Origin of the sequence: Enterobacter sp. MGH 16 (assembly GCF_000493175.1) — a bacterium.
Lineage (GTDB): Bacteria > Pseudomonadota > Gammaproteobacteria > Enterobacterales > Enterobacteriaceae > Enterobacter > Enterobacter roggenkampii.
Genome location: NZ_KI535695.1, coordinates 1,864,458 through 1,878,065, shown reverse-complemented (window position 1 = coordinate 1,878,065; position 13,608 = coordinate 1,864,458). Strand labels below are relative to the sequence as shown.

The following is a 13,608-nucleotide window of genomic DNA, read 5'->3' as shown; positions in this document are numbered from 1 at the left end:
TCGGCTTTTACAGGGGTGAGATAAGGTTGAAAAGGTAAATGACTTTTTAAAATTAGGTGAAAAGAATGGAATGCCTTATCGATGATATCGACCGACAAATTTTAGCCTGCCTGGTTGAGGATGCGCGCATGTCGTTGAAGGTGCTCAGCGGCCGCATCGGTCTGACGTCCCCCAGTACGGCAGAGCGCCTGAAGCGGCTGGAAGAGCGCGGAGTGATTCAGGGGTATGGTGCGCGGGTGAATCTGGCGGCGCTGGGGTATACGCTGCAGGCGCTGGTGCGCGTACGGCCGTTGCCAGGGCTGTTGCATAAGGTGGATAAGTATATTCAGGCGATGCCGGAGTGTATTGAGAGCGACAAAGTCACCGGGGAGGACTGCTTCGTCATCAGGCTGGTGGTGCGGTCAATCGAACAGCTTGATGCGCTGCTGGACGGCCTGGCGGAACATGCCCAGTGTAATACGTCGATTGTGAAGAGTTCGCCGGTCAGGCGTCGTTTGCCTCCGATGTAGGTTTCTGTCGCCGGGTGGCGGCTGCGCCTTACCCGGCCTACAAGGGCGGACTCGGTTTTTTTATGTTGGGGAAGTGATGGTGGTGGGGGAAGGATTCGAACCTTCGAAGTCGATGACGGCAGATTTACAGTCTGCTCCCTTTGGCCGCTCGGGAACCCCACCAGGGGTAATTCAAATTTTGAGGTCGTGCTGAGAGATGGTGGTGGGGGAAGGATTCGAACCTTCGAAGTCGATGACGGCAGATTTACAGTCTGCTCCCTTTGGCCGCTCGGGAACCCCACCACGGGGTAATGCTTTTTACTGGCCTGCTTCCTGCTGGAAGCGGGGCGCATCATATCAAATGAGACGCCCCTGTAAAGCTTTCCTTTAGGGAAATGAAGTTGTTTGCCTGCTTTTTATCCGTAAAGGCGCAAAGCTAATCAATTCATTTTCCGAAAGATTAAAGAATGATGGTTCTGTTGCCGTAAACGAAGACACGCTGGGCCAGTACCTGATACAGCGCGCGGCTTAACACATTCTTCTCAACGTCACGCCCTGCACGCATCATGTCCTCAGCGGTGTAGGTGTGATCCACATGAATCACGTCCTGCATGATGATGGGACCTTCGTCCAGGTTGTCATTCACGTAGTGGGCTGTCGCGCCGATGATCTTCACGCCGCGCTCGTAGGCCTGGTGGTATGGACGCGCGCCAATAAAGGCCGGCAGGAACGAGTGGTGGATGTTGATGATCTTGTTCGGGAAACGCGCCACGAAAGACGGCGTTAACACGCGCATGTATTTCGCCAGCACCACGTAGTCCGGGTTATGCGCTTCAATGGCCTGCGCCATCAGATCGTCGTGCTCTTCGCGCGTATGGCCTTCATGGCTAACCAGCTCGAACGGAATATCAAAGCGCTCGACCAGCGAGCGCAACGTCTCGTGGTTACCAATAACAGCCGCAATTTCGACATCCAGACCGCCGTAGTTGGCTTTCATCAGCAGGTCGCCCAGACAATGTGCTTCTTTGGTCACCAGGATCACGATGCGGCGTCGGCCCGCAGGGATCAGCTCGCGCACGGAACCTTCCGGAAGCGCGCTGTCCAGATCGGCCAGCAGCGTGGTGTCGTTGAAAATACCTTCCAGTTCGGTACGCATGAAGAAGCGGCCGGTACGGTGGTCAACGAACTCGTTGTTCTGCACGATATTCAGTTCATGTTTGTAGCAAATGTTGGTAATTCGTGCGATCAGCCCTTTTTGATCGGGACAGATGGTGCGCAGAACTTTACGTTGTAATGATTGCATCGCCGGGAAATCCTGTTTGTATTTGCGAAGTCTGGGTTGTCAGGCATCACTGCCCGCAACACTTTTTAAATTTTTTACCTGAACCACACGGACAGGGATCGTTACGACCAAACTGTGGACGCGTTCCGTCAATATAATACCATTGCCCGCGTTCCTTTAAGAACCGGGAACGCTCGATAATGGCGCCAGGCTTAGCGTTCTCGGTAAAACGGGCAACAAAGCTGACGTAACCTTCATCTTGATGACTGCCTGGAGAGGATTCATAGACGGTGAGGCCGAGCCACTGCGTGTTCGCAAACCCGGCTTCGATGTCCTGTTTGAAATCGGCTGCGTGGCAGGATGGATGCCAGGTTTTAATCAGGTAGTCTGCGTCTTTGATCACAAAAGCAGTGTACCGTGAACGCATAAGGTGTGACGGGTCTGGTGCAACCTGATCGCCAGAAAGATATCGCTGGCAACATAGGCTATACTCCAGAGCGCTACCACAAGGGCAGAGTTGAGACACGATTCTCTTCCTGGAACAAAAAATAAAGGCGTAAAACGCTTCGGGTAGCACTATGTTAACTGAGGCGTTGCGTTGATGCCATGTCAGGAATCCAGGGGACGTAAAACAGGACTAATGAGAAAGGTTAAAATTGGGCTGGCGCTGGGTTCAGGTGCCGCCCGGGGATGGTCACACATCGGCGTGATTAATGCCTTAAATCAGATGGGCATTACCGTCGATATTGTTGCAGGGTGCTCAATCGGATCGCTTGTCGGCTCCGCTTACGCGTGCGGAAAGCTACCGGAGCTCGAGACGTGGGTGCGCTCCTTCAGCTACTGGGACGTGCTGCGTCTGATGGACCTCTCCTGGCAGCGTGGTGGACTGCTGCGCGGCGAACGCGTCTTTAACCAGTTCCGCCAGGTTATGCCCCTCGAAGACTTCACTGATTGTCAGATGCCTTTCGGCGCCGTCGCGACGAACCTCAGTACAGGTCGCGAACTCTGGCTAACCGAAGGGGATATCCAACTTGCCGTGCGTGCCTCCTGCAGTATGCCGGGACTCATGGCGCCTGTCCCACACAACGGTTACTGGCTTGTCGATGGTGGCGTCGTTAACCCGGTTCCCATCTCTCTGACGCGTGCAATGGGTGCTGACATCGTGATTGCCGTCGACCTGCAGCACGACGCCCACCTGATGCAACAGGATCTCATGCCGGTCAATCTCCAGAGCGAAGATGCTGAGGGCGAGAAACTGGCCTGGCACGAGCGCCTGCGCGGAAGAATCGGGCGTATGGCCGCACGTCGTTCGGTTGCTGCGCCGACGGCGATAGAAATCATGACCACGTCAATTCAGGTACTCGAGAATCGCCTTAAACGTAACCGTATGGCAGGCGATCCTCCGGATATTCTTATTCAGCCGTACTGCCCGCAAATCTCTACTCTTGATTTCCATCGGGCTGAGGCCGCCATCGCAGCGGGCTCGTTAGCCGTCGAAAAGAAAATGGACGAATTGTTGCCTTTTGTGCAAACCGCACGTTAAGCACCTTTTTTTGACTACTTCAGCAAAATCTGACAGGCGATAGTGCCGATCGCATGCCACTATTTAGTTACTGTCAGCCAGGGGAGGAACCATGACGCAGCCATTGGCCGGAAAACACATTTTGATTGTTGAAGACGAGCCCGTTTTCCGATCGCTACTGGATTCGTGGTTATCCTCGCTGGGCGCAATGACGTCACTGGCTGAAGATGGCATCGACGCCCTGGAAAAAATGATCAGCATTACGCCCGATTTGATGATTTGCGACATTGCGATGCCGCGCATGAATGGACTGAAGCTGGTTGAGCATCTGCGTAACGAAGGCAATCAGACGCCGATTCTGGTCATCTCTGCCACCGAAAACATGGCGGATATCGCTAAAGCATTACGTCTAGGGGTACAGGATATTCTGCTTAAACCGGTTAAAGATTTGAACCGGCTGCGAGAAACGGTCTTAGCGTGCCTTTATCCGAATATGTTTAATTCCCGGGTTGAGGAAGAGGAACGTCTTTTCCAGGACTGGGACGCTCTGGTGAGTAATCCGCCTGCTGCGGCGAAACTGTTGCAAGAGCTCCAGCCGCCCGTCCAGCAAACTATTTCCCACTGTCGCGTAAATTATCGGCAGCTGGTGGCCGCTGACCAGCCTGGACTGGTGCTGGATATTGCGCCACTGTCTGACTCTGACCTTGCGTTTTATTCCCTGGATGTCACCCGGGCGGGGGATAACGGTGTATTAGCGGCGTTGCTTCTTCGTGCGCTATTTAATGGTTTGTTGCAGGAACAGTTATCCCATCAGGGACAACGGTTGCCGGAGTTAGGTAGTTTACTCAAACAGGTAAACCAGCTTTTTCGTCAGGCCAATTTGCCTGGACAGTTTCCGCTATTGGTCGGCTATTACCACAGCGGTTTAAAAAATCTGATCCTCGTTTCAGCCGGTCTCAATGCATCACTGAATACCGGTGAACACCATATTCAGGTGAGTAACGGTGTACCGCTTGGGACGTTGGGAACGGCGTATCTTAATCAAATTAGCCACCGCTGTTCCTCCTGGCAGTGCCAAATTTGGGGCGCCGGGGGGCGGCTACGCTTAATGTTGTCCACGGAATAAGCAATTGGATCGTCATTTTAAGATTGCTTTACCTGTGTTTTGCGGGGAGTGCTACTATCGCTGCCCGGTTTCATGCGTATTTATCCTAATTGATCGGCAACGCGTTCTTTTCAGACCCGGACTGCGGGGCGAGGCTGATATACTCAACGCGTTATTTATTGCATAAAAGTTCAAAACTTGAACAGCTCAGGAGAATTTGAATGGCTGCCCTAAATTCGAAAGTCAGAAAGGCCGTTATCCCGGTAGCGGGATTGGGGACCAGGATGTTACCAGCAACCAAGGCGATTCCTAAAGAGATGCTGCCTCTGGTTGATAAGCCATTAATCCAGTATGTCGTTAATGAATGTATCGCAGCCGGCATCACTGAAATTGTGCTGGTTACGCATTCATCTAAAAACTCTATCGAAAACCATTTCGATACAAGCTTTGAACTTGAAGCCATGCTGGAAAAGCGCGTTAAGCGTCAGCTGTTAGAAGAAGTTCAGTCTATTTGCCCTCCACACGTCACCATTATGCAGGTTCGTCAGGGGCTGGCGAAAGGTCTGGGCCACGCTGTTATGTGCGCACACCCAGTCGTGGGTGATGAGCCTGTAGCGGTAATTCTGCCTGACGTTATTCTGGACGAATACGAATCCGATCTTTCTCAGGATAACCTGGCTGAAATGATCAAGCGTTTCGACGAAACCGGCAGCAGCCAGATTATGGTTGAGCCTGTTGAAGACGTAACGGCATACGGTGTGGTTGACTGCAAAGGCGTTAACCTTGAGCCGGGTGAGAGTGTGCCAATGGTTGGCGTCGTAGAGAAGCCTAAAGCCGACGTAGCGCCTTCAAACCTTGCCGTTGTAGGTCGCTATGTCCTGAGTGCTGAGATCTGGCCTCTGCTGGCTAAAACGCCTCCAGGAGCGGGTGATGAGATCCAGCTGACGGATGCCATCGATATGCTGATCGAGAAAGAGACCGTTGAGGCCTACCATATGAAAGGTAAGAGCCATGACTGCGGTAATAAGCTCGGTTATATGCAGGCGTTTGTTGAATATGGTATCCGCCACAATACCCTCGGCGAAGAATTTAAAACCTGGCTCAAAGAGAGCGTAGGTATTAAGAAATAAGCCACCGCTGCAAATGTTCAAACCGGTGAGGCGTTGCCCACCGGTTTTTTTATGCCCGTAACACTCCCGAAAACCTGTCTTAAAGTACAGTCGATGAAATTGCTAAATAATGCTTTATGACAGAGTGTAAGAGGATGTTTGCGACAAATTTAGGTTAAAAAAAATCCCGCAATAAGCGGGATTTTTCTGAATAAGGCTCGATTAATCCTTGATCAGGAAGTCGTCCAGCTGTTTACCTTGCTCATCCATCGCTTTCTTGATAACAGCAGGAGTACGACCCTGGCCAGTCCAGGTTTTAGTTTCGCCGTTCTCATCAACGTAGCTATATTTAGCAGGACGGGCAGCACGCTTTGCTTTAGTACCGGTTTTAGCGGCAGCCATGCTGTTCAGCAATTCATTTGGATCGATACCATCAGCAATCAGCATTTCACGATATTGCTGCAGTTTACGAGTACGTTCTTCGATTTCAGCCGCAGCAGCGCTTTCTTCTTCACGGCGTTCATTAACTACAACTTCTAATTTTTCCAGCATTTCTTCAAGCGTTTCGAGGGTGCATTCTCTTGCCTGCGCACGAAGAGTACGGATGTTGTTCAGAATTTTAAGTGCTTCGCTCATTGTAGTAATCTCAAACTTATAATGGGGGGTGGTTTGTTGACCTAATAATAGAGCCATAAATTCAGTTGTGCAATAGCCAGGAATGTAAGGAATTCAAAAAATACTAAATATTGCCGCTATTATTAATTACGCTAACTTAAATTCCGCCACCCAGCAGTCTCGGTTGTTATCATCTGAGCATGCTAAAACAGGCCGCCTGCATCTTTTTTTTGTGACATTTCCCGCAGGAATTATAGTTGCGGCGGAGAAATATCAGCCTTTTGTATTAGTTCTCACCCCTGGTGCTAAGCCTGAAATAGTTAATAAATAGTGAATCTTAAAGGACACGGATTCCACTATAAAAAGAAGTGTTATGTTTGGCTTAACTTATAACTTCGTCGCCTGGCTGAATGCGTTTACTTCATGTTTTAACGGGTTATTTTGTTAAACAGACGGTACTGAACGCCGTACTGAACTGCATCCTCTGTGCGCTGCATCGCTGATGACCAGACAAAATATGGTACAATGACTCATCGGGAATATTACACATTGATTAGGGTTTTACGGCCAATGGCACAACTTTATTTCTACTATTCGGCAATGAATGCCGGGAAATCCACCGCGCTGCTGCAATCCTCGTACAATTATCAGGAGCGAGGGATGCGTACCGTTGTTTATACGGCGGAAATTGACGATCGCTTTGGCGCGGGGAAGGTGAGCTCCAGAATAGGGCTCTCGTCGCCTGCAAGGCTGTTTAACCCGAAAACCGATCTGTTTGAAGACATTCGTGCAGAACATGCTGCGCAGCCCATTCATTGTGTCCTGGTCGATGAGAGCCAGTTTCTGACGCGTGAACAGGTCCATGCCCTGTCAGAGGTAGTCGATGAGCTTGATATCCCCGTGCTGTGTTATGGCCTGCGCACGGATTTCCGCGGCGAGCTTTTTGAAGGGAGCCAGTATTTGCTCGCCTGGTCGGATAAACTTGTCGAACTGAAAACGATCTGCTTCTGCGGTCGTAAAGCCAGTATGGTACTTCGTCTTGACCAGGCCGGAAAACCTTATGCAGATGGTGAGCAGGTGGTGATAGGCGGCAATGAACGCTATGTTTCGGTCTGCCGTAAGCATTATAAAGAAGCGCTGTCTGTAGGCTCGCTGACGGCGATTCAGCACGACAACAGAAAATAACGTCTGGCTTATTATTCAGACATAAAAAAACCCGCCATAAAGGCGGGTTTTTCATCTGCTGATGTCAATTAAGCGCTTTTCTTCGCTTTCTTGTCAGCTTTGATGACAGAGGCTTCTGTTTTCACAGCGGCAACGTCACCTTCTTTGAACTCACGACCGTAGTAGGTATCCAGCAGAATCTGTTTCAGCTCGGAGATCAGTGGGTAGCGCGGGTTAGCACCAGTACACTGGTCATCGAATGCATCTTCAGACAGCTTATCTACGTGAGCAAGGAAGTCAGCTTCCTGTACGCCCGCTTCACGGATTGACTTAGGAATACCCAGTTCAGCTTTCAGGCTTTCCAGCCATGCCAGCAGTTTCTCAATCTTGGCAGCAGTACGGTCACCCGGTGCGCTCAGACCAAGGTGGTCAGCGATTTCAGCATAGCGACGACGTGCTTGTGGGCGGTCGTACTGGCTGAAAGCAGTCTGCTTGGTTGGGTTGTCGTTAGCGTTATAACGGATAACGTTGCTGATCAACAGGGCGTTCGCCAGACCGTGAGGAATGTGGAACTGTGAGCCCAGTTTGTGCGCCATTGAGTGGCAAACACCCAGGAAGGCGTTGGCAAACGCGATACCGGCGATGGTTGCGGCACTGTGGACACGTTCACGTGCTACAGGGTTTTTAGACCCTTCGTTGTAGGACGCTGGCAGGTTTTCTTTCAGCAGTTTCAGAGCCTGCAGAGCCTGACCGTCAGAGAACTCAGATGCCAGTACAGAAACGTAGGCTTCCAGGGCGTGAGTTACCGCATCCAGACCACCGAATGCACACAGTGACTTCGGCATCTCCATAACCAGGTTCGCATCAACGATAGCCATGTCTGGCGTCAGCGCATAGTCAGCCAGTGGGTATTTCTGACCGGTTGCATCGTCTGTTACTACCGCGAATGGCGTGACTTCTGAACCGGTACCGGAAGTGGTGGTGACCGCGATCATTTTCGCTTTTACGCCCATTTTCGGGAACTTGTAGATACGTTTACGGATATCCATAAAGCGCAGCGCCAGTTCTTCGAAGTGAGTTTCTGGATGCTCGTACATCACCCACATGATTTTCGCGGCGTCCATTGGGGAACCACCACCCAGTGCGATAATCACATCTGGTTTGAAGGAGTTAGCCAGTTCAGCACCTTTACGTACCACGCTCAGGGTTGGGTCAGCTTCAACTTCGAAGAACACTTCAGTTTCGACGCCAGCCGCTTTCAGCACAGAGGTGATCTGGTCAGCGTAGCCGTTGTTGAACAGGAAACGGTCAGTCACGATGAGCGCACGTTTGTGGCCATCAGTAATCACTTCATCCAGCGCGATTGGCAGAGAGCCACGGCGGAAGTAGATAGATTTCGGAAGTTTGTGCCACAACATGTTTTCAGCTCGCTTAGCAACGGTTTTCTTGTTGATCAGGTGTTTTGGACCAACGTTTTCAGAGATGGAGTTACCACCCCAGGAACCACAACCCAGAGTCAGGGAAGGTGCGAGTTTAAAGTTGTACAGGTCACCGATACCACCCTGAGAAGCAGGGGTGTTGATCAGGATACGTGCGGTTTTCATCATCTGACCGAAGTGAGCAACACGCTCTGGCTGGTTATCCTGGTCAGTGTACAGACAAGAGGTGTGACCGATACCACCCATGGCAACTAGCTTCTCCGCTTTCTCTACCGCCTCTTCGAAATCTTTCGCACGGTACATGGCAAGCGTAGGAGACAGTTTTTCGTGTGCGAACGGCTCGCTTTCGTCAACAACTTTCACTTCACCGATCAGGATTTTGGTGGTTGCCGGAACGGTAAAGCCTGCGAGTTCAGCAATTTTGTAGGCTGGCTGACCCACGATAGCGGCGTTCAGCGCGCCATTTTTCAGGATGATGTCCTGAACCGCTTTCAGCTCTTTGCCCTGCAGCAGGTAGCCGCCGTGGCTGGCGAAACGTTCGCGAACCGCGTCATATACGGAATCCACAACCACAACAGACTGTTCAGATGCACAAATTACACCGTTATCGAAGGTTTTAGACATCAGTACAGACGCGACAGCACGTTTGATGTCAGCAGTTTCGTCGATAACAACAGGGGTGTTACCCGCGCCCACACCGATAGCCGGTTTACCGGAGCTGTATGCAGCTTTAACCATGCCAGGACCACCGGTCGCCAGAATCAGGTTAATGTCCGGGTGATGCATCAGCGCGTTGGACAGCTCAACAGAAGGTTGGTCGATCCAGCCAATCAGGTCTTTTGGTGCACCCGCAGCGATAGCAGCCTGCAGGACGATATCTGCAGCTTTGTTGGTCGCGTCTTTCGCACGTGGGTGTGGAGAGAAGATGATTGCGTTACGGGTCTTCAGGCTAATCAGTGATTTGAAGATAGCGGTAGACGTTGGGTTAGTGGTCGGAACGATACCGCAGATAATGCCGATAGGTTCAGCGATGGTGATAGTACCGAAGGTGTCGTCTTCAGACAGCACGCCACAGGTTTTCTCATCTTTATAGGCGTTGTAGATATACTCTGAAGCAAAGTGGTTTTTGATCACTTTATCTTCAACGATACCCATGCCGGATTCGGCAACGGCCATTTTAGCGAGAGGGATTCGAGCATCTGCAGCAGCCAGTGCGGCCGCGCGGAAGATTTTATCAACCTGTTCTTGGGTGAAATTGGCATATTCACGCTGGGCTTTTTTCACGCGCTCGACGAGGGCGTTCAGTTCAGCGATATTAGTAACAGCCATAATGCTCTCCTGATAATGTTTAAACTCTTTTAGTAAACCAGCGCTCGATACGTCACACAGTATAGACAGAGCCGATAGCACTTGCGTAACACAAAATAAAACAAAGAGTTACTTTCTACACCAGCACACTAATTTACTAAAAGAGCCTTACCTTAGCATCATCCCTTTTTGGCAGGTGGCCTCCCTGGGGGTGTAATCAAGATTACTCACTTCTGAGTACGGAAATCATGATCTGCGTCAATTTTCCCCTAAGCTGATACCTTTCAGCAGGGTTATTTCGTGCTGATTTTTCCAGTGTTAAATAATTACGTAAGTATTGGAAGCGGCACTATCATTGATTATACAAATGTTTAACATCCTGAAATGATAACGTTTTGGTACAGATTTCAAGTGAAGTATGCTGATAAAAAGGGTATCTTCAGCGCGATTTCTCATGACAAATTGTCAGTCCAGGGCATATGTATAAGCGGAGCAAAACGTGATCCAAACGCTCTTTGATTTTCCAACGTATTTTAAATTTTTTATTGGTTTGTTTGCCCTGGTCAACCCGGTGGGGATCATTCCTGTCTTCATTAGTATGACGAGTTACCAGACAGCGGCGGCCAGGAATAAGACCAACCTGACCGCTAACCTGTCGGTGGCGATCATATTGCTCACCTCTCTTTTTCTCGGCGACACGATTCTCCAGCTTTTCGGGATTTCGATAGATTCTTTCCGCATTGCAGGTGGGATCCTGGTGGTGACCATCGCCATGTCCATGATCAGCGGTAAGCTGGGCGAGGATAAGCAGAATAAACAAGAGAAGTCAGAAACCGCCATCCGCGAAAGCATTGGCGTGGTGCCGCTGGCCTTACCGCTCATGGCCGGTCCTGGGGCCATCAGTTCAACCATTGTCTGGGGCACGCGTTATCATAGCCTGATGCACCTGATTGGCTTTTCCGTGGCTATTGCCATTTTTGCGCTCTGCTGTTGGGGCGTGTTCCGCATGGCACCCTGGCTGGTGCGCTTGCTGGGTCAGACGGGCATCAACGTCATTACGCGTATCATGGGCCTGTTGCTGATGGCGTTAGGGATCGAATTCATCGTAACGGGTATTAAAAGCATTTTCCCCGGATTATTGCATTAATACTTCATATGAAAGAACGGAGCGACGGCTCCGTTTTTTTACGTGATTATCAGCAAATCATATAACTAAAGTTGAAATGCTCACATATCATAATAAATTCTACTAATAATGTTCATTTCTTGTATTTCAATAGGTTATTAATTCCGCCTTACCCCGCCTGCGCAGAAAATCTTCGATCGCTCTGTTATTTTACTCACATGATACTCTGGGGCTTGCTGAGAGATAACCGAAATGATATTAGTAATTTCAACATTCCCCTAGATGAATGTGCTAAATAATAACCAGTTGTTAAATTTTTGTACAAAATCACACGATGATAGCGCAGCGACGCGCTTGTAGAGAAAATTTTCTCTATCCTATTGAATATCATGTCTTTATAGTGATGTTCGATGTCCGGCAGGGCTGCCCTCAACGATACGGTACTCACCCTAAAAGAGAATTGCTTAACAAATTTGCAAAATGTATTGGCGCACGATTACGCCATTTGATACTTTCCGGCCTAATATTTTGCAGCATAAAACAATCAGATGAGAATTATTTTCATATGGTTCTCATCTCGGATATCCAGAACAGGTCTCAAACAGGGGAGGCCTGTAAAGAATCGACGCAAGACTGCCATACGAGCGGTCAGTAATAAAAAAGTCGGTGATAGCAAGCAGTAAAAGAAGAACCTGACAGCAGCAAAAAAAACTCCTGCGCTGTACAGGCCCCAACAGGGGATTACACAGCTGGCGAAGGCCAGTCATTATAATGAGTGGAGTATCAACACAATGTCCATCATCACAAAAAAAAATCTGGTAGCGGCGGGGATTTTAACTGCGCTAATCGCGGGAAACGCTGCAATGGCTGCGGACGTTCCTGCAGGTGTTCAGCTGGCGGAGAAGCAGACGCTGGTGCGTAACAACGGTGCGGAAGTTCAGTCTCTTGACCCGCACAAAATTGAAGGTGTTCCTGAGTCTAACGTTAACCGCGACCTGTTCGAAGGCCTGCTGGTAACTGACGTAGACGGCCACCCGGCACCGGGCGTGGCAGAAAAATGGGAAAACAAAGATTTCAAAGTCTGGACCTTCCATCTGCGTAAAGATGCGAAATGGTCCGACGGTACGCCGGTCACGGCTGAAGATTTCGTTTATAGCTGGCAGCGTCTGGCGAATCCAACGACCGCCTCTCCGTATGCGAGCTACCTGCAATATGGCCATATTGCCAATATTGATGACATCATCGCGGGCAAAAAACCGATCACCGATCTGGGCGTTAAAGCGATCGATGCCAATACCTTCGAAGTCACGTTGAGCGAACCTGTTCCGTACTTCTATAAGCTGCTGGTTCACCCGTCCGTCTCCCCGGTACCAAAATCCGCGGTGGAAAAATTTGGTGAAAAATGGACCCAGCCTGCCAATATCGTGACCAACGGCGCCTATAAGCTGAAAGACTGGGTGGTCAACGAGCGTATGGTGCTTGAGCGTAACCCGCAATACTGGGACAACGCTAAAACCGTCATTAATCAGGTGACCTACCTGCCAATTTCTTCCGAAGTGACTGACGTCAACCGCTACCGCAGCGGCGAAATCGACATGACCTATAACAACATGCCGATTGAACTGTTCCAGAAGCTGAAGAAAGAGATCCCGAAAGAAGTTCACGTCGACCCGTACCTGTGCACCTACTACTATGAAATCAACAACCAGAAAGCACCGTTCACCGACGTACGTGTTCGTACTGCGCTGAAGCTGGCACTGGATCGCGATATCATCGTGAACAAAGTGAAAAACCAGGGCGATCTGCCGGCATACAGCTATACCCCTCCATACACCGATGGCGCAAAACTGACCGAGCCAGACTGGTTCAAACAGACGCAGGAAGAGCGTAACGCAGAAGCGAAGAAACTGCTGGCCGAAGCGGGCTATACTGCCGATAAGCCGCTGACCTTCAGCCTGTTGTACAACACCTCCGATCTGCACAAAAAACTGGCTATCGCCGTCGCCTCGATCTGGAAAAAGAACCTGGGCGCGAACGTGAAGCTGGAGAACCAGGAGTGGAAGACCTTCCTCGACAGCCGTCATCAGGGCACCTTTGACGTGGCGCGTGCCGGCTGGTGTGCGGACTATAACGAACCGACCTCCTTCCTGAACACCATGCTGAGTGACAGCTCAAACAACACCGCGCACTATAAGAGCCCGGCATTTGACAAGCTGATTGCCGACACGCTGAAAACCACTGACGAAGCACAGCGTACTGAACTGTACTCTAAAGCTGAGCAGCAGCTGGATAAAGATTCCGCGATCGTACCGGTTTACTACTACGTTAACGCCCGTCTGGTGAAACCGTGGGTAGGTGGGTACACCGGTAAAGACCCGATGGATAATATCTACGTTAAAAACTTGTATATTATCAAGCATTAATGGCAATGAGTGGGGCGGGCGTGCTCG

11 protein-coding genes and 2 tRNA genes are annotated in these 13,608 nt (G+C 50.2%); 7 read left to right on the top strand and 6 right to left on the bottom strand.

Annotation, left to right across the window (positions count from 1 at the left end):
- Positions 1–65 precede the first annotated feature (65 nt).
- The gene (locus L362_RS13835) at positions 66–509 is read left to right on the top strand and encodes an Lrp/AsnC family transcriptional regulator (RefSeq protein WP_021240337.1); all 444 of its coding nucleotides are present in this window, start codon (positions 66–68) and stop codon (positions 507–509) included.
- A gap of 77 nt (positions 510–586) precedes the next feature.
- On the opposite strand, the gene L362_RS13840 is transcribed toward L362_RS13835, so the two are convergent.
- The 4 genes from L362_RS13840 to L362_RS0122970 form a co-directional block, all read right to left on the bottom strand.
- Positions 587–671 (bottom strand) — tRNA-Tyr (locus tag L362_RS13840).
- 35 nt (positions 672–706) lie between these two features.
- Positions 707–791 (bottom strand) — tRNA-Tyr (locus tag L362_RS13845).
- Positions 792–948: 157 nt separating this feature from the next.
- On the bottom strand, positions 949–1,791 hold the full coding sequence (gene purU, locus L362_RS13850) for a formyltetrahydrofolate deformylase (RefSeq protein ID WP_023344350.1): 843 nt from the start codon (positions 1,789–1,791) through the stop codon (positions 949–951).
- A gap of 46 nt (positions 1,792–1,837) precedes the next feature.
- Positions 1,838–2,296: a YchJ family protein gene (locus L362_RS0122970; protein ID WP_032637772.1), complete on the bottom strand. Its 459-nt coding sequence runs from the start codon at positions 2,294–2,296 to the stop codon at positions 1,838–1,840.
- Positions 2,297–2,410: 114 nt separating this feature from the next.
- Here L362_RS0122970 and rssA point away from each other — a divergent pair, with 114 nt between their 5' ends.
- The 3 genes from rssA to galU all read left to right on the top strand — a co-directional run bounded on the left by rssA (position 2,411) and on the right by galU (position 5,527).
- Positions 2,411–3,313, top strand: a complete 903-nt coding sequence (rssA, locus tag L362_RS13855) for a patatin-like phospholipase RssA (RefSeq protein WP_032637770.1) — start codon at positions 2,411–2,413, stop codon at positions 3,311–3,313.
- A 91-nt stretch (positions 3,314–3,404) separates the two neighbouring features.
- On the top strand, positions 3,405–4,418 hold the full coding sequence (rssB, locus tag L362_RS13860) for a two-component system response regulator RssB (protein WP_021240333.1): 1,014 nt from the start codon (positions 3,405–3,407) through the stop codon (positions 4,416–4,418).
- Between the two features lie 200 nt (positions 4,419–4,618).
- Complete coding sequence (gene galU, locus L362_RS13865; RefSeq protein WP_008502780.1) at positions 4,619–5,527, top strand: UTP--glucose-1-phosphate uridylyltransferase GalU; 909 nt, start codon at positions 4,619–4,621, stop codon at positions 5,525–5,527.
- Between the two features lie 201 nt (positions 5,528–5,728).
- Here galU and hns read toward each other — a convergent pair whose 3' ends face one another.
- Positions 5,729–6,142 carry a histone-like nucleoid-structuring protein H-NS gene (gene hns / locus L362_RS13870; RefSeq protein WP_008502781.1) on the bottom strand — a complete coding sequence of 138 codons (414 nt, stop codon included), beginning with the start codon at positions 6,140–6,142 and terminating at the stop codon, positions 5,729–5,731.
- A gap of 549 nt (positions 6,143–6,691) precedes the next feature.
- Here hns and tdk point away from each other — a divergent pair.
- Positions 6,692–7,306, top strand: a complete 615-nt coding sequence (gene tdk / locus L362_RS13875; RefSeq protein WP_008502782.1) for a thymidine kinase — start codon at positions 6,692–6,694, stop codon at positions 7,304–7,306.
- Between the two features lie 68 nt (positions 7,307–7,374).
- Here tdk and adhE read toward each other — a convergent pair whose 3' ends face one another.
- Entirely contained in the window at positions 7,375–10,053 is a 2,679-nt protein-coding gene (gene adhE, locus L362_RS13880) for a bifunctional acetaldehyde-CoA/alcohol dehydrogenase (RefSeq protein ID WP_008502783.1), read from the bottom strand.
- Between the two features lie 478 nt (positions 10,054–10,531).
- On the opposite strand from adhE, the gene L362_RS13885 reads away from it, so the two are divergent.
- Both L362_RS13885 and oppA read left to right on the top strand, forming a co-directional pair.
- Positions 10,532–11,179, top strand: coding sequence for a YchE family NAAT transporter (locus L362_RS13885; RefSeq protein WP_008502784.1), 648 nt, complete (start codon positions 10,532–10,534; stop codon positions 11,177–11,179).
- Positions 11,180–11,949: 770 nt separating this feature from the next.
- Positions 11,950–13,581 carry an oligopeptide ABC transporter substrate-binding protein OppA gene (gene oppA / locus L362_RS13890; RefSeq protein ID WP_023344347.1) on the top strand — a complete coding sequence of 544 codons (1,632 nt, stop codon included), beginning with the start codon at positions 11,950–11,952 and terminating at the stop codon, positions 13,579–13,581.
- Positions 13,582–13,608: the final 27 nt, after the last annotated feature.

Excerpts from the sequence above, each read along its gene's own strand:
- L362_RS13835 (WP_021240337.1), top strand. The coding sequence starts at position 66 with ATGGAATGCCTTATCGATGATATCGACCGACAAATTTTAGCCTGCCTG.
- purU (WP_023344350.1), bottom strand. The coding sequence starts at position 1,791 with ATGCAATCATTACAACGTAAAGTTCTGCGCACCATCTGTCCCGATCAA.
- rssA (WP_032637770.1), top strand. The coding sequence starts at position 2,411 with ATGAGAAAGGTTAAAATTGGGCTGGCGCTGGGTTCAGGTGCCGCCCGG.
- rssB (WP_021240333.1), top strand. The coding sequence starts at position 3,405 with ATGACGCAGCCATTGGCCGGAAAACACATTTTGATTGTTGAAGACGAG.
- galU (WP_008502780.1), top strand. The coding sequence starts at position 4,619 with ATGGCTGCCCTAAATTCGAAAGTCAGAAAGGCCGTTATCCCGGTAGCG.
- hns (WP_008502781.1), bottom strand. The coding sequence starts at position 6,142 with ATGAGCGAAGCACTTAAAATTCTGAACAACATCCGTACTCTTCGTGCG.
- tdk (WP_008502782.1), top strand. The coding sequence starts at position 6,692 with ATGGCACAACTTTATTTCTACTATTCGGCAATGAATGCCGGGAAATCC.
- adhE (WP_008502783.1), bottom strand. The coding sequence starts at position 10,053 with ATGGCTGTTACTAATATCGCTGAACTGAACGCCCTCGTCGAGCGCGTG.
- oppA (WP_023344347.1), top strand. The coding sequence starts at position 11,950 with ATGTCCATCATCACAAAAAAAAATCTGGTAGCGGCGGGGATTTTAACT.